Annotated in this window: 12 protein-coding genes; 8 read left to right on the forward strand and 4 right to left on the reverse strand. The window is 41.1% G+C overall.

Features of this window, described 5'->3' with window-relative positions; genetic code table 11:
• Positions 1–4 precede the first annotated feature (4 nt).
• A complete protein-coding gene (locus PQ511_RS01070) occupies positions 5–1,429 on the forward strand; it encodes an NAD-dependent succinate-semialdehyde dehydrogenase (RefSeq protein ID WP_273850086.1) in 1,425 nt (474 codons plus the stop codon).
• Between the two features lie 47 nt (positions 1,430–1,476).
• Here the strand turns inward: PQ511_RS01070 and PQ511_RS01075 are convergent, their stop codons facing one another.
• The gene (locus tag PQ511_RS01075) at positions 1,477–2,673 is read right to left on the reverse strand and encodes an ornithine--oxo-acid transaminase (RefSeq protein ID WP_273850087.1); all 1,197 of its coding nucleotides are present in this window, start codon (positions 2,671–2,673) and stop codon (positions 1,477–1,479) included.
• 162 nt (positions 2,674–2,835) lie between these two features.
• On the opposite strand from PQ511_RS01075, the gene PQ511_RS01080 reads away from it, so the two are divergent.
• From PQ511_RS01080 to asnB, 5 genes are all read left to right on the forward strand, one after another.
• Positions 2,836–3,186, forward strand: a complete 351-nt coding sequence (locus tag PQ511_RS01080; RefSeq protein WP_273850088.1) for a DUF1516 family protein — start codon at positions 2,836–2,838, stop codon at positions 3,184–3,186.
• Between the two features lie 187 nt (positions 3,187–3,373).
• On the forward strand, positions 3,374–6,229 hold the full coding sequence (locus PQ511_RS01085) for an EAL domain-containing protein (protein ID WP_273850089.1): 2,856 nt from the start codon (positions 3,374–3,376) through the stop codon (positions 6,227–6,229).
• A 130-nt stretch (positions 6,230–6,359) separates the two neighbouring features.
• On the forward strand, positions 6,360–7,691 hold the full coding sequence (locus tag PQ511_RS01090) for an FAD-dependent oxidoreductase (RefSeq protein ID WP_273850090.1): 1,332 nt from the start codon (positions 6,360–6,362) through the stop codon (positions 7,689–7,691).
• Positions 7,692–7,707: 16 nt separating this feature from the next.
• Positions 7,708–8,703: a class I SAM-dependent methyltransferase gene (locus PQ511_RS01095; protein WP_273850092.1), complete on the forward strand. Its 996-nt coding sequence runs from the start codon at positions 7,708–7,710 to the stop codon at positions 8,701–8,703.
• A 103-nt stretch (positions 8,704–8,806) separates the two neighbouring features.
• The gene (gene asnB, locus PQ511_RS01100) at positions 8,807–10,648 is read left to right on the forward strand and encodes an asparagine synthase (glutamine-hydrolyzing) (protein WP_273850093.1); all 1,842 of its coding nucleotides are present in this window, start codon (positions 8,807–8,809) and stop codon (positions 10,646–10,648) included.
• A gap of 107 nt (positions 10,649–10,755) precedes the next feature.
• Here asnB and PQ511_RS01105 read toward each other — a convergent pair whose 3' ends face one another.
• The 3 genes from PQ511_RS01105 to PQ511_RS01115 all read right to left on the reverse strand — a co-directional run bounded on the left by PQ511_RS01105 (position 10,756) and on the right by PQ511_RS01115 (position 14,492).
• The gene (locus PQ511_RS01105; protein ID WP_273850095.1) at positions 10,756–12,150 is read right to left on the reverse strand and encodes an ammonium transporter; all 1,395 of its coding nucleotides are present in this window, start codon (positions 12,148–12,150) and stop codon (positions 10,756–10,758) included.
• Between the two features lie 21 nt (positions 12,151–12,171).
• Positions 12,172–12,513, reverse strand: coding sequence for a P-II family nitrogen regulator (locus PQ511_RS01110; RefSeq protein ID WP_273850096.1), 342 nt, complete (start codon positions 12,511–12,513; stop codon positions 12,172–12,174).
• Between the two features lie 242 nt (positions 12,514–12,755).
• Entirely contained in the window at positions 12,756–14,492 is a 1,737-nt protein-coding gene (locus PQ511_RS01115; protein ID WP_273850097.1) for a glycoside hydrolase family 13 protein, read from the reverse strand.
• 306 nt (positions 14,493–14,798) lie between these two features.
• Here PQ511_RS01115 and PQ511_RS01120 point away from each other — a divergent pair, with 306 nt between their 5' ends.
• Both PQ511_RS01120 and PQ511_RS01125 read left to right on the forward strand, forming a co-directional pair.
• Positions 14,799–16,082, forward strand: a complete 1,284-nt coding sequence (locus PQ511_RS01120; RefSeq protein WP_273850098.1) for an extracellular solute-binding protein — start codon at positions 14,799–14,801, stop codon at positions 16,080–16,082.
• 95 nt (positions 16,083–16,177) lie between these two features.
• Positions 16,178–17,461, forward strand: coding sequence for a carbohydrate ABC transporter permease (locus PQ511_RS01125; RefSeq protein ID WP_273850099.1), 1,284 nt, complete (start codon positions 16,178–16,180; stop codon positions 17,459–17,461).

A 17,461-nucleotide genomic window follows, 5' to 3' on the forward strand; every position in this document is an offset into this window, starting at 1 on the left:
GCAAATGGAAAAGTTTCATTACATTAATGGTGAATGGACAGGTCAGGATCTTGAAAAGCTTGAAGTGAATAACCCGGCAACTGGTGAACTCGTTGGGACTGTTCCAGTAGGAGGGAAGTCGGAAACGAAGAAGGCAATTGACGCTGCCCATCAAGCATTCCCGGAGTGGTCAAGCCTCACCGCATATGAGCGGTCTTCATACTTAAAGAAACTTCATGGCCTTATGATGGATCACGAAGATGAACTCGCTGAACTTATGACACTTGAAATGGGAAAGCCGCTTCATGAATCAAAAGGAGAAGTTGCGTACTCTGCTTCATTCGTTGAATGGTTTGCAGAAGAAGGAAAGCGTATTTATGGTCGTACGATTCCTCCCCATAAAGAAGAGCGGATGATGGAAGTACGTAAGCAGCCAGTAGGGGTTGTTGGTGCCATCACACCGTGGAACTTCCCAGCAGCTATGATTGCGAGGAAACTTGCCCCGGCTTTAGCAGCAGGATGTACATTTGTTGTAAAGCCACCGTCCGCAACACCACTAACGGCTGTGCGTCTCGTAGAACTTTGTGAGGAAGCCGGTATACCGAAGGGGGTTGTTAATCTCGTTACAGGTAAATCTTCAGAGGTAGCTGGTGAACTCATGAGTAACCCGCACGTTCGGAAAATCACTTTTACTGGCTCAACGGAAGTGGGTAAGAAACTAATGGAACAAGCAGCTGAAACGGTGAAAAATATTTCGCTTGAACTTGGTGGACATGCCCCAATTATCGTTCTTGACGATGCAGACATCGACAAAGCGGTTGACGGCGTTATTGCATCTAAGTTCCGTAATGGCGGTCAAACGTGTATTTGTGGGAATCGCGTCTATGTTCAAGAGAAAATTTATGATGAATTTATTTCGAAATTTGCTGATAAGACGAAGGACCTTAAAGTTGGAAACGGATTAGAAGAGGGAACAGATATTGGTCCGATGATTGACAAAGATGGCTACGAGAAAGTAGAAAAACATGTTCAAAATGCGCTTAGTCAAGGAGCTGAATGTGTCGTAGGTGGAGAAGGGTATGAAGAAAATGGCTCTTATTTCTACCGTCCTACTATCTTAAAAGATGTCACGCCAGGCATGTTAATTATGAATGAAGAAACATTTGGACCGGTTGCTCCCATTCAGAAAGTGACAACAGATGACGAAGCAATTAAATATGCGAACCAAACGCCGTTTGGACTTGCCGCATACGTATTTAGTGAAAGCGTTCGAAGAGGAAACTACGTTGTGAATGGTCTTGACTACGGCATTGTAGGCTGGAATGATGGCGTTCCTTCAGCGGCACAGGCACCATTTGGTGGGATGAAGCAAAGTGGTATTGGTCGTGAAGGCGGTCACGAAGGGATAGAAGCTTATCTTGAAACAAAATACGTTTCGATCGGATTATAAAACACAAGAAAACCTCGCTACATGTAGCGAGGTTTTCTTATTTCTATCTATTGGACTGATAACACTTCTGTAATTTGCTCAATCGCCCAATTTAAATCTTCTTCGCTAATAATGAGTGGAGGGGCGAAGCGAATAACCGTTTCGTGCGTTTCCTTACAGAGTAGACCTTTTTCTTTTAGCTTCTCACAATATGGACGAGCCGCTTCATGAAGTTCAACTCCGATAAAGAGGCCGCGTCCGCGCACTTCTTTAATAATAGGGTTGTTGATTTCTTTTAACTTCTCTTGAAAGTAGTTTCCAAGTTTAAGAGAGCGATCGGCTAGTTTTTCATCTTCAAGCACTTCTAACGATGCCACCGACACGGCGCACGCTAGCGGGTTACCTCCGAATGTGGACCCGTGAGAGCCAGGTGTAAATACGCCAAGCACTTCTTCGTTAGCGGCTACACACGAAATTGGAAACACGCCGCCACCAAGTGCTTTCCCTAGAATGTACATATCCGGTTCTACGTTATCCCAATCACATGCGAAGCGTTTACCAGATCGACATAGACCAGCTTGAATTTCATCCGCAACGAATAGAACCCGTTGTTCCTTACAATAATCATAAGCTTCTTTAAGAAATCCTTCAGGAGGAATGTTTATACCTGCTTCGCCCTGAATCGGTTCGAATAAGAAGCCAGCTGTATTTGGCGTGATCGCTTTTTTCAAAGCATCTAAGTCACCGTAAGGAATTAACTTGATTCCTGGTAACATAGGACCAAATCCTCGCTGGTACTCTTCTTCAGAAGAAAGTGAGACAGCCGTCATTGTACGGCCGTGGAAATTCCCTTCGCAGGCAATAATTTCGGCTTTATCTTTCTCAACGCCTTTCACTTCATAAGCCCAGCGCCGCATCGCTTTAACAGCTGTTTCAACTGCCTCAGCGCCGGTGTTCATCGGAAGAATCATTTCTTTGTTAGTAAATTCAGAAACTTTTTGGTAAAAAGGAGCCAGTTGGTCATTATGGAAAGCGCGAGAAGTTAATGTCACGCGATCAGCCTGATCCTTTAAAGCTTGAATAATTTTTGGATGTCGATGTCCTTGATTAACCGCGGAATACGCACTAAGCATATCCATGTAACGATTGCCTTCAGGATCTTTTACCCAAACACCCTCAGCTTCTGCAATAACGATTGGCAGTGGATGATAATTGTGCGCACCGTATTGCTCCGTCATTTCAATAATATCTTTTGTTTGTACCATATGACCCTTCACTCCCATTCTTTTAGTTTTCCATACTAGTATAACAATGAAATCGTTTCCTTCCTATCGTTTAAGGAAATTTAGGGAGGATATTCCATTATCACTCGGAATAAATTTTCATGATATGATTTAGGAGAGACTGTCATAAAGGAGAGATTGTCAATGCTTCATGCCCATTATACTGCCTGGGGGCTAACTCTTATTCTTTTTCTAGTAAGCTACTATTTCATGAGAGCTGGAAAAGAAAAAGCGCAAACGAGAGTCCACATGATCCTTCGTTTATTTTATATTTTCACAGTGATTACCGGCATGTTCCTCGTTGTTGGGTATCAATTCTGGGGACCATCTATTGTAAAAGGTGTAGTCGCTTTATGGCTCATTTTCTCAATGGAAATGATTCTGGTGAGAGGGAAAAAAGAAAAAATCATATGGCCTTTTTGGCTTCAATTTATGTTCGCTTTTCTCCTCGTTATTTTTTATGGGTATTCTGTACTGCACCTTTATCAGCTATAAGTCCTAAAACCACCTCTAATCAGGTGGTTTTTTTCTATTAAAAGTTTGAATTGATTATGCCGATATAAGAAGTAGGGTCGATTGGCATATTTCTGGAATAGATGTATTCGTCTATTTTAGTTTTTGATATGATAGATATAATAAAAACTTTCGAATTAAAGGCATTGAAGGTTGAGGTGTGTAAAGCTTGAGAACATTTTCAGTTAAAGTTTCTAATGAAGACAACTTGTTTGACGATATGATGAATCACTCGAATTTGTTTCAAGCGCATGCCGTCCTCGTTCAATTATTTTGTTTTTCTCATAATAAAGAACGTACGGCTCGTGTTGCAAAAATCATTTCAGAATTTCTACCTCATGCCGTTCTGATTGGTACAACTGCAGAAGGCGCCTATTGCGAAAATAGCCTGGAAACAGAAGGCATTCTTGTTTCGTTCACAACGTTTCAGGATGCAGAGTTGAAACCATTCGAAATGGAAGGTTCCAATTTGCGTAAGCCGTTTGCCGATCCAAAAGAGCTTGTTATTCTTTTTAACAGCGAGATTGATGATCGTACTGTATTGGAAACAATGGAGCAGACACCATTCATTGGAGGAAAAGCAACGAAGAGAAACGGGATCTCTTTTGTGGTATCAGGTCAACATGTACGAACAAAAGGCATAGTAGGAGTTCGCATTAGTGGTGAGAGTGTGGAAATGAATCATCATCGTGAAGCGTTTTGGAAGCCGGCAGGAAGATCCTTTGAAGTGACACAAGCATTAGGGTCTCGTCTCTTTGAAGTGGAAGGGTTAAGCGCGGTCAAGTTCTATGAGAAATATTTAGGCTATGACGTGGCAAATCGATTACCTGAATCATCCACTTATGTGCCGTTGATTCAGTTGTTAAATGGGAAAGAAAAGCCAATTTCCGTTCTAGAAAAGCATCGAGATGGATCGGTAACAGTCAATACGTTACTCAATCAAGGATCAAAATTGCAATTTTTCTATGGTGATGTCACACAAATGTCTATGTCTTATGAGCGGTTAAAACAGAACGTTGAAATGGATGGCTTAAAAACCCTCTTTTCTTTTTCATCCGCCTCTTTACCTAAACTTTTAAACAGTGGAATTGTTCACTATTTTGATCGTCTTGAGAAGGTCTGCACACATACATCGATTTTGCTTGAATCTGAATACTACTCAGATGGCTCTTCGTTTTATTATAATGAAAATCAGATGGTATTTGCGCATTTCAACGAAAAACATGACAAACAAAAAGGTGTAAGGCTTCTGCCATTACACAATCAGGAGATGAATGACTTGGATGGTTTAATGGCACTTTCGCATTTAATTAAAGCTTCTACAGAAGAATTAGAGACGTTAAACACCAATCTACAACAGTCAGAGCAGCGCTTTAAATCTCTTTTTGAGCAAAATCCAAATCTTGTTTATTCGGTTGATGTATTCGGTAAGATCACGAGTGTTAACCCTGCATTAAAATCATTGCTTGGCTATTCGTCTGAAGAAGTAATGAGTAAACACTCCCTTCAGTTTGTCTCCCCTTCAGATGTAGAAATGACAAGAGATAAATTTCATCAGACGTTTCAGGGAATGGCTCAGACTTATGACGCGCATCTTGTTCATAAGACTGGAGTGGACGTGTTATTTACCATTACAAATATTCCAATTTTAGTAAACGGAGAAATTACCGGGGCATATGGGGTTGCCAAAAGTATCATGAATCAGCGAAAAGCTGAAGAGAAAATTGCACATCTTGCCTATTATGATGTACTAACAGAACTACCCAATCGCCTGCTGTTTGAGAAACTATTAAATGAATCGTTAAAAAATACAGAAGAAAAATTAGCTGTCATGTTTATTGATCTTGATCGCTTTAAATTGATTAATGATAGCTTAGGACACCAACGGGGAGACCAAATTCTGAAGCAGGTGACCACCCGTATTAAAGAAGCGATTAAAGATGATGCTGTGCTTGCAAGATTTGGTGGAGACGAATTTACTGTTCTTCTTCCCGGGCTCACGTGTGAAAAAGATGCATTGATGCTGGCAAAACGCGTTGTTGAACATTTAAAACAACCGATTCTTTTTGATGATGTCGAATACTTTATGACGGTTGGCATCGGAATTAGTCTGTTTCCACTTGATGGCCAGGATCTCGACACGCTCATGAAAAATGCTTATATTGCTTTAGATCGTGCGAAACAGCAAGGGGCAAACTATATTGAGTTTTATACGGATGAAATGACCGATGAAGCGTTTGAACGATTGGAGCTTGAAAGTTATTTAAGAAGAGCGATTGAAAAAGACGAGCTGACACTATTCTATCAGCCTCAGGTAAACTTAGATGAGAAGAAAATTTACGCTTGTGAAGCATTAATCCGCTGGAACCATCCGAAGCTGGGGCTCGTTTCACCAGCTCAATTTATTCCTCTCGCAGAAGAAACCGGTTTGATTGAAGAAATAGGCATATGGGTGTTAAATGAAGCGTGCATGCAAACAAGCAGGTGGCAGGCACTTGGATATGATGATTTATCAATTAGTGTAAACGTGTCTGGACGCCAGTTCCAAAGTGAGAAGTTCGTAGGATCTGTTCGTGAAGCCCTACGAGCATCGGGTCTCTCGCCTCATTCGCTCCATCTTGAAGTAACAGAAAGTACCACGCTTGTGAATACGGATTATAGTATTTCAATGTTAAATGAATTGCGTGGCATGGGCATTAAAGTATCGATTGACGATTTTGGAACAGGCTATTCTTCCCTTAGTTACTTGAAGGACTTTCCTCTAGATATTCTGAAAATCGATCAATCCTTCATTCGAAATCTTCAAGAAAATAATGCTGATGCGGCCATTGTTAAAGCCGTTATTACGATGTGTGAAGGGTTAAATTTATCCATCGTCGCAGAGGGCATTGAAACGAAAGAGCAGGGTGACATTATACGTAGCTTTGGCTGTAACTTTGCTCAAGGATTTTTTTATAGTAAACCATTGAATAAGGATCGTTTTGAAAAACTACTTTTATCAAAACGATTCCCACTAGCAACTTAGCGAATCGACCCCTGTGGTCGATTTTTTTGTTTTTTTGAGTAGGGAAGAATGAGCTGCAGCAATGTGTTATGCCTGTTTCAAGCAACAATTGGAAGGGAATAGAAATGTAGCGAAGAAGAGGTGATGGTAGATGGATTATGATGTGATGATCATTGGCGGAGGGATATCAGGACTTACGCTGGCTGTTAAATTAGGGCAGTGTCAAGTGAAAACGCTATTAATCGAAAAAGATCGAAAGAGCGGTTTAATTTATAAAGGGGAACTCCTGCAGCCAAAAAGCCTTGAAGTACTTGATCGGATCAATGTATTAGACGTTGTAAAGGAAAATGGTTTTTTGCTACCTTCTATTGAATTCTATGAGTATAACCAAAAAGACGATGGCACGATGGAGCAGCTAAGCGCAAATGAATTCCGTTATGATGTGATTCCATCTCCTTATAATACGTCATTGATGATTCCACACGAACGGCTAAAAGAGCTTTTATTCGAAGAAGCTTCAAAATACGACTCCGTTGATTATATCCAGCCGGCAAAATTGACTGGTTTTACCGAAGGGCCGCCCGAGAAAAGGAAAGCGATTATTCAAACAAAAGAAGGAGAGCGTGAAATTCACGCAAACTTTTATATTGGTTCTGAGGGAAGGGCTTCTCCAACTCGAACAGCAATGGAAGTTGAGATGAAAAACACAAAGTACAATCATCATTTTTTAACGGTTTCCTTCCCGAGACCAGAGACGCTCAATCAGTCGACAATTATTACCACACAAAATAAATTCGTTGGCCTTTTTCCACTCCCTAATAATCAGGTAAGAAGCGTTCTTCTCATAAAACCTGGTGAGTTTAAAACGATGCGTGAAGAAGGATTAGAATCATTCTACCGTGCTTATTGCGAGCTTATGCCTGAGCTTGAAGGATACGTGCATCAAATTGATACGTGGAAAAAAATTCAGCTCATGATTCCGGTCAGACACAATGTTTCAAACTACGTGAAGAACAATTTGATTTTAACGGGGGATGCGGCTCACAGTGTTCACCCTATGGCTGGGGAAGGGATGAATCTCGCTATTCAGGACTCAGATGTATTAGGCGAACTGCTTTGCTGGATGTTTCAGACAAAACAAACGGAATGGAAGCAGTTGAAATGGTATGAGAAAGTAAGAAAGCCGCGAGCGGAATACGTCTCAACTTTAAGTCATCAGGCTGCATTGCTTTATTCGTTTCCATATCGCCCTTGGCAAAAGCTTCGCATCAAGGGCGTCAAACAAACAGAGCACTCCCCGCTTTTGCATTATAAACAAATGCTGAACACATCCGGTCTTGGAATTTGGAAATTCAACTTAGTGGATCGTATGAAACAAGCAGGGTTCATTCCAGCTTCCGTAGGGAATGGAAAAATAAGTAATCATCCTAAAAAAAATGTAATGTTTACGAAGGAAGATGACTATCCATGGTATCGCAAATGAGATGGGAGGAAACAAAATGAAAGAAGTAAAAAAGATCTGGCGTGCTAGGAAATGGATGAAAAGCAATGAACCGTTTTTATATGCCTGGCACGCTCACGTTGGCTATGTACACGATTTATTTGATGAATTTGAGTCCAGCACAACCGTCTCAAGCGTTGCCAGCAAACGAAATATGAATGAACTGCTCTTAACAAGGTGGGCCGATGTCGGTGTGGCAATTGGTCACTTAACGAGTGGTAAAGATGGTAAAATTCGTTCAAAAAAACACATGGTGGAATCAATATCGAAGAACAGCGAGCAGTCTGTTGGAATTCTATTGAAAGAAATGATGGAATTACATATCCCGATTCTGCTTTCTTACCCGGACTTATTAAATAAAGAACATCGTGCGCTCTATCAGGATGAAGATTATGGAGGGACCGTTGCGGCAACCTCTAGTTTTATTGAACGGTTTGCTTTCCCTAAAATTTATCAAGCCATTAAATCGACAAATGCAACATCGGTCATTGATTTTGGTGCTGGTTACGCGGGATATTTATCGCGCATTGGAGCAAAGCTTGAAAATATGAAACTTGTAGGCATTGAAAAGAATCGTTCCGTTTGTCTAGATGCTGAGGCCAACATTCATTTTCCGTTAAAATCACCCATTAACTTGTATCCAGATGATATGATGACGTGGAAGTGGGATGGCAAGCCGTTTGATGTGGCGATGATGAATAATTTACTTTACTACTTTGCCCCTGAAGAGAGGCGTCATCTCTTCCAAAAAGCTTATGAGGTAACCGGAAAAAAAGGCCAGCTACTTATTATTACCCCGATGCATGAATCCAAACATGGACACGCTTTCTCAGCTGCTTTTAACAGTTTTATGAGTGCACATGATAATTTGTATCCTTTACCGAGCCGTAAGGAAATGACGGAGCTCGCATCAGAAACAGGATTTCAATTAAAGCAGGTAAAGCCAGTAGTAAAAGAAGGCGCATGGTACTTCTTGCGTTTTCAAAAAGTGTGAGACCTTAGTGAAGGTCTCTTTTTTTCGTTGTTCCTAACATTTTGCACGAAACTTGGGCGTATGCATATTGTGAACAGAGAGCAACGAGGGGAGGAAGATCTTTTTGTGTGGAATAACGGGATGGGTTGATTGGAAACAGAACCTTACTGGTGAACAGAAAGTCCTTCAGCATATGGCACAGACCTTATCAAAACGAGGGCCGGATGCTTCCAATTGCTGGGTCAACGGACATTGCGGGTTTGGTCATACGCGATTGATTGTGGTCGATCCAGCGGGTGGAAGTCAGCCGATGACAAGAAAACATGGTGAAACCGACTACACCATTTGTTATAACGGTGAATTGTACAATACGGAAGATCTGCGCAAAATCCTCCTTGGAAAAGGGTATACGTTTCAATCACATTCGGATACAGAAGTGCTTTTAACGTGCTATATCGAGTGGGGAGAAAAATGCGTTGAGCATTTAAATGGCATATTTGCATTTGGCATATGGGATGGGGAAAGGCTTTTTCTGGCGAGAGACCGTCTCGGAGTCAAGCCACTATTTTATAGACAAAGTGGAGCGTCCCTTCAATTCGGTTCGGAATTAAAAGCTATACTTGCTCATCCAGACGTCAAAACGGAGATTGACCGAGGAGGATTACAAGAAATTTTTGGATTAGGTCCATCTCGAACGCCAGGTCACGGTGTTTTTCGTGGAATCAATGAGCTACGGCCGGGCTTTGCTATGAAGTTTGAACGAAGCGGCGTTCGAATTTGGCGCTACTGGGATGTGGTTAGTCGTGAACACACCGATGATCTTGATACGACTGTAGAAAAAGTTGGCAATCTATTAAAAGATTCCATTCGAAGACAGCTTGTGGCGGACGTACCTGTTTGTACATTTTTATCGGGTGGTGTTGACTCAAGCGCGATTACTTCTGTTGCAAGAAGCGCATTTCAAGAGGAAGGGAAGGGCACGTTACGCTCTTTTTCCGTTGACTATGTTGATAATGATAAGTACTTTAAGAGCAGTGAATTTCAGCCTAATTCAGATGCACCTTGGATCAAAAAAGTGTCTTCTGAGCTTGCAACCGATCATACGAACTGTGTGATTGATACCGCTCAGCTTGTTTACCATCTCAAAGAAGCGATTGAATGTCGTGATCTTCCTGGTATGGCAGATGTGGATTCTTCCTTACTATGGTTTTCGAAGGAGATCAAAAAGCATGCTACTGTTGCGCTTTCAGGTGAATGTGCGGATGAAATATTTGGAGGGTATCCATGGTTTCACAAGCCTGAACTACTTGATAAGGAACAGTTTCCGTGGATGCGATCGACGAGGGAAAGACAGGCGATGCTAAAAGAAGAAGTTCGTACGAAATTAAAACTAGAAGATTACGTGACGGAAAGATATCGCGAATCAATGAAAGAAACCCCAGTACTTGATGGAGAAAGTGAAATCGAAGCCAAGCGAAGAGCACTCTTTTATTTGAACTTAAATTGGTTTATGACCACACTCCTTGAACGAAAAGATCGTATGAGCATGGGAGCTAGTTTAGAAGTAAGGGTGCCGTTTTCAGATCATCGTATCATTGAATATGTTTGGAATGTACCGTGGGAAATGAAAATGCTTGATGGACGAGAGAAAGGGTTATTACGAAAAGCGATGACTGGCACGCTCTCACACGATGTCCTTTACAGGAAAAAGAGTCCTTATCCTAAGACCTATCATCCTGCTTATACGAAAGCTGTATCCGCATGGCTTCAAGATACGCTTAATCATAAGCAGGCGCCACTGCTTGAGTTAATTGATGCTAAAGTGGTCCAGGATATTGTCGACTCAGAAGGGAAAGCGTTTAAAGTTCCATGGTTTGGGCAACTGATGGCAGGCCCTCAACTCATCGCGCATCTCGCTCAGATTAATTATTGGATGGAGCATCACAAGGTAGACCTCGTTGATTAAAAAAGAACCGAAGCAGATGGCTTCGGTCCTTTTTTTTGAGATAATCTTAATAAAAAATTTGTTTGCGTTATGAAATCTTAAAAGGTGAGCCTCATGCCTTGTAAACCTTATACGCTCGTTTCCGCTTTTCTCTCCTTCGGCGGTTCGAGTCCGTTTAGTCGTTCGACTAATCCATGACCAAATGGTGAGCTAGAAGAGGGACTTTCATTGTTATTGAGGATTCCGCCTCTAACCTCGTAAGCAGTAGATCCGTGCTCTGCGAAATCAAGTCCTTGAATTTCTTCTTCACGGGAAACACGTATAGAAGAAAAACGAGTGTAAATGAATAAAAAGATACCAACCGTTCCTAATGTCCAGGCCATAACGGCTAGAATACCGATTGCTTGAACAAGCAGAAGAGATGCGCCGCCTCCGTAGAACAAGCCGCCATCAATGGCGAAGAGTCCAACAGCAAGGGTTCCCCATACTCCGCATACACCGTGAACTGCTATTGCACCCACTGGATCATCTAATTTGACGCGACGATCAATCAGTTGAACCGCTTCAATTAAAATAACTCCTGAGATCAGACCGATAAACATCGCACCAATTGGGGAGACGCTTGCAGTACCAGCTGTAATCCCTACGAGACCGGCGAGTGCGCCATTTAATGTTAAGGAAGCATCAATTTGCTTATAGCGAATGTAAGAGTAAAAGGCACTACCGATCACACCACTTGAAGCTGAAAGAAGCGTGGTCGCTACAATTGTAGGAATAAGTGCATCGCTTGCAGATAGAGTACTACCTGCATTAAATCCAAACCAACCAAACCAGAGAATGAAGACGCCGAGAGCGCCTAGTGGAATGTTATGTCCCTGAATAACGTTAACTTTGCCGTTTGAGTATTTTCCAAGACGTCCACCAAGGAAGGCAACTGCAACGACGGCACCAAGGGCACCAGTCATATGGACGACGGTTGAACCTGCAAAGTCTGTAAATCCTAATTCTGCAAGCCATCCGCCACCCCAGATCCAATGACCGACAACAGGGTATACAAATCCGATCATAACAACTGTAACAGCGATATAGCTAATTAATTTCATTCGTTCAGCTACTGCTCCAGAAATAATCGTGGCACAAGTTGCTGCAAAGACGGCCTGGAAAACAAAGAAGCCGATATTATCAGATTGTCCAAAGAGTAGGAAACCGTCAGATCCGATAAACCCACCGGCAGATGTACCGAACATTAATCCATATCCCACAATAAAATAAAGAACAGCACCGATCGACATGGTAAGTAAGTTTTTCATTAAAATGTTTAACGCGTTTTTGGAGCGAGTAAATCCCGTTTCAACCATTGCGAATCCTGCATGCATAAAAAACACAAGAAACGCAGCAATCATTATCCAAACCGTATCCATTGAAGCACTTAGTGCGGCTACCTCGGAGGTATCCCCTGCAGCAAACACATGCCCACCTGAAAAAAGAAAGAGAAGTGCGAACAAACCAGTCATTTTTTTCATACCGTTACCATCCTTTTAAGTTTATTTAAATGCTGTGAGCCCGTGCTCACCAGAACGTATGCGGATCACATCTTCTACTGGATAGACGAATATTTTACCGTCGCCCACTTCGCCAGTTGCACAGACATCACGAATGGTCTTGGCCACATGGTCTAGAAGGTGATCATCAAAAACGAGCTCGACTTTGATTTTTGCCTGTAGTGATACTTCGAAGTGGCTTCCCCGGAATACACCAGTTTGCTTTTTCTGTAATCCGCATCCAGCTACTTCAGATACGGTCATGCCAGTGATCCCCTCATCTCTTAATCGATCTCTCAAATCCTGGAATGCTTCAGGACGAATAATAGCTTCTACTTTTTTCATATAAGACCCTCCATGTCAGTTTTTCTAACATTGCCTTTTTTCTATATCCTCATGTTATGCTGAGAAAAAGCGAAATTCAAGTATATTTTTAGAAAATTTAAAATACTTTGTTATATAATCTACCGTAATAGAATTAGGATTATCAGAATAGTGTAGAAGTGGTAAGGGTGGTTGCGCTTCCAAAGTAAAATGCCCTATGAAGACATAAAAAGCTCCTGGACCAAGGTCCAGGAGCTTTTTATTTAGGAATAACTTAATATGGCATAACCATACGGATTTAGATTAAGAGGAGAGTTTGATTCATATTGACTACCTAGAATAAGAGTCATATTTTTGTTCGATGGAGAAAGAGTAAGAGATACTTTATTAGGTGAGTTGTTTAATAAAAAGAGTAAGGTTTCGTTCGCTCCATGTTTTTTGTACTGAATAAGTGTTTCATCTGCATCCACGATCTCGAAATGTCCCTCATTGCCAAAGGCGGAATGTTGTTTTCTTAGTGAAATAAGCGTTTGTAGAAACTGAAATAGTTCTGTATCTTGCTTATTATCATTCCAAATCATACATTCACGACATCCGGGATCAGCGCCACCTGACATTCCTATTTCATCGCCATAGTAAATGCAGGGTGTTCCTGGAAAAGAGAATTGTAGGATATACATGAGTTTCACAACTTCTTTTTTTCCATTTGCCAATGTCAAAAGTCGCGGGGTATCATGACTTCCTAGCAAATTAAATGCGACTTCATTTACGTTAGCCGGATAGGAATGAAGAAGGGAGGAGAGACGATTTCCCATCGTTTCGGCTGTGATTTTATTATGTGCATAATGATCGAGAAGGGCTGATGTTAGAGGATAGTTCATCACCGCATCAAACTGATCTCCCTCGAGCCACGGCATTGCATCATGCCAGATCTCCCCGAGAATATAGATTTCAGGTTTCACTTTTTTGATCTCTCTCCTGAATTCCCGCCAAAATCGGTGATCAATTTCGTTCGCAACATCTAAGCGCCACCCGTCAATATCAAATTCTTCGACCCAATAGCGGCCTACTTGAAGTAAGTATTCTTTTACTTCAGGATTTTCTGTATTTAGTTTAGGCATTTTTGCTTCAAAAGCAAAAGCATCATAGGAGGGAATAGGCTTTGTCTCGATCGGATACGAACGCACGTGAAACCAGTCTTTGTAACGGGAACGCTCTCCGTTCTTTAGCAAATCTTGAAACGGTTTAAAATAATAGCCACTATGATTAAAAACCGCATCAAGCATCACTTTAATTCCTCGTTCGTGACACGCCTGAACGAGTTTTTTAAACATTTCTTTATTCCCAAATTGAGGATCGATCTCCATATAATCAATAGTGTCATATTTATGGTTCGATTCTGCTTTAAAAATAGGGGTGAAATAAATTCCGCTTATTCCAAGTGCTGTTAAATGGTCCAGGTGATCAAGAACTCCTTGAAAGTCACCACCAAAAAAGTTGTTTTGCTTTGGAGGATATTCTCCCCATGGAAGGGTGCCTTCAGGATTAAGAGAAGCATCACCGTTTGCAAATCTTTCAGGAAAAATTTGATACCAAACTGTCTCCTTTACCCAGGCAGGGGCAGTAAAAACATCAGCAGAATTTAAAAAAGGGAAACTAAAATAGTCATTCGTATCTTCAGGTTGCTTAGTAAAGAAGCCTTTTTCTGTATAAACATAAGCTTCTTTGTCATCTTCAAGATAGAAACCGTATCGCAATCGGCGATAAGGGGGTTGGATTGAAATACTCCAATAGTCGAACAGTGAATCCGAACCGCTTACTTTCATTGATTGAGAAGTAAATTGCCATTTGTTGTTTTGCCAATCATAAGGATCGCCATAAATAAGGGAAACGGAAGTAAGGTTGTCTTTCTTCGTCCGTATCATCAATTGAAGGGTGTCTTGATTATAAGCATAGGCATAGTTGTTCTTCGGACGGTGATAAATAGCTTCTTTGATCATTCAGGTGAACCTCCTTGTGCAATCGCTTGCAATAAATTGTATGAAAAGCTCTCAAGGCTTTTGACATGAAGGGAAGAGGATATTGCGATCCTTCTCTATCAAATGTAGAAGATCAATCGCTTTTAGTCAAATGGCAAAAAACAAGTGGATTAGGTATTTCGAAAAAATTTTGAAAAAACTTTGTGCAAACGGTTGCGAAAAAAGTTTAGGCATGTATAATAGGTTATAGAAAGTCAGTGCAATCGTTTTCACGAAATGGATGAAAGCGCTTGTATGATGATCGTAAATTTAAGAGGGGGTTAACACATGAAACGCTTTTTCGCTTTGTTTCTTACTCTAGTTCTTGCAATCGGCGTTCTTGCAGCATGCGGACCGCAAAACAATGAGAACGCTTCAAGTAACGGTGGGGGCGGTGATTCCGAAGGGGACGACGCTAACAAACCTGAGAAGCTCGTTGTTTGGGAAGATACAGATAAAGGGATTGCACTTGAACCTGCTATTGCTAGTTTTGAAGAAGAGTATGGCATTAAAGTAGAATTTAAAGAACTAGGGATGGCGGATGAAATTAGAGAACAAATTCGTCTTGACGGCCCAGCAGGTACTGGACCTGACGTTATTACACTTCCACACGACCAAATTGGACAAGCTGCAGTTGAAGGACTTATTTCTCCAATTGAAGTTGACCAGTCAGTTGTCGATACGTTTACAGAGTCTTCTATTCAAGCAGAAAATTTTGATGGAAAGCTTTACGGACTTCCAAAAGCGACAGAAACACCAGTATTTATTTACAACAAAGAACTAATGGACAAAGCTCCTGAATCAATGGATGAGGTTTATGATTTTGCAAAAGATTATACAAAAGATAAGCAATATGGTTTCCTTGCACTCTGGGATAATTTCTATTTTGCAAACGCTGTATTAGCTGGTTATGGCGGTTATGTTTTTGATCGTACAGATGAAGGCTTAAATCCACAGGATCTTGGTCTTAATAATGAAGGTGCAGTAGAAGGTACAGAATATATTCAAAAATGGTACAAAGAAGGTCTATTCCCTAAAGGTCTAATTGGGGAAAATGGTGGATCAACTATGGACGGTCTCTTTAATGAAGGAAAAGCCGCTTCTGTTATGAACGGACCATGGTCATTCCAGGGCTATAAAGACGCTGGTATTGATATTGGTGTAGCTCCAATGCCGAAACTACCAAATGGTGAAAACTTTAAAACTTTCATCGGTGTTAAAGGCTGGCACGTAAGTAACTTCTCAGAAAACAAAGAATGGGCAACTAAGCTTGTAGAATGGATTACAAATGAGGAAAATGCGAAGATTCGTTATGAAAAAACGGCAGAAATTCCTCCAGTGAAATCACTGATTGAAGATCCAGTTATTGCTGACAATGAAGGTGCTTCTGCAGTAGCGGTTCAATCTCAATATGGTGTGCCAATGCCTAACATTCCAGAAATGGCAGAGGTATGGGAGCCAGCAGCATCTGCACTTCAACTTGTTGCAACTAACAAGCAAGAACCAAAAGCAGCACTAGATGAAGCTACCAAAACGATCAAGTCACAAATTGAACAAAATCACAGTAACTAATGATTTGAAAATTCAAAGCGGTACTCCGGAAACGGGGTACTGCTTCTCACTTTAAAGCTAGAAAAGTGAGGAGAAGAAAGGGGATTGCCATCACGATGGAGGCAACTGAACGTCAAACGAAGCATCGCAAAACAGCATTAGCACTCTCAATCATACCTGGATTTGGTCAGTTTTATAACAAGCAAATTCTCAAAGGACTAATGTTTTTCATTCTAACCGTTTCCTTTGCAGTTGCTTTTGCTGACTTAATCAACATTGGACTATGGGGGATCGTTACGTTAGGAGAAAAGCTCCCTCGGGATCATTCCATCTTCTTATTAACACAGGGAATTATCGCTGTTCTTGTTATCCTAATCGGATTAGTCATTTACTTCTTAAATTTGAGGGATGCATACTTGAACGGAAGAAATCGTGATCTCGGCATTCCTCTAAATTCAGTTAAAGAGCAGTACCGAAATGTTACGGAGCAAGGCTTTCCATATTTGATGTTATCACCAGGGTTTTTCCTATTAATCTTTGTGGTTATCTTTCCAATTTTGTTCGTTATTTTATTATCGTTTACAAACTATGATCTTTACCATTCACCTCCAGCTAACTTAGTAGACTGGATTGGGGTTCAGAACTATATTGATATATTTAAATTAGATATATGGCGCGATACATTCTTGGATGTATTTTCTTGGACGATCGTGTGGACATTTGTAGCTACTACTGGACAAATCGCGATCGGAATTTTCCTAGCTGTTTTAATGAATCAAAAAGACCTTAAATTCAAAGGCATATTTAGAACAATCTTTATCTTGCCATGGGCAGTACCGGCGTTCGTATCCATTCTTGTCTTTGCTGGAATGTTTAATGAAACGTTTGGTGCCATTAACAATGACATCTTAGCAGCTTTCGGGATTGATGCCATTCCATGGCTAACAGAGCCATTTTGGACGAAGGTTGCTTTAATACTCATACAGTTCTGGCTTGGGTTCCCGTTCATTTTCGCAATGGTAACAGGGGTGCTACAATCCATTCCAGATGAATTATATGAAGCCGCGACGGTTGATGGAGCGAATATGTGGCAGAAATTCAGAGGGATCACGCTTCCGATGGTACTGTTTGCGATCGCTCCCATCTTAATTACGCAATACACATTTAACTTCAATAACTTTAATGTGATTTACCTGTTTAATGGTGGGGGGCCTGCAGTCTCAGGTCAAACAGCTGGTTCCACTGATATTTTGATTTCGTGGATTTATAAACTAACCTTTACATCCGCACAATATGGTAAAGCTGCTGCAATTACAATGATTCTATCGGCTATTGTTATTGGCGTTGCTCTGTGGCAGTTTAGAAGAACGAAATCATTCCAAGAAGAGGATATGATGTAA

Source organism: Guptibacillus spartinae, from assembly GCF_028610625.1.
GTDB classification, from domain to species: domain Bacteria; phylum Bacillota; class Bacilli; order Bacillales; family Guptibacillaceae; genus Guptibacillus; species Guptibacillus spartinae.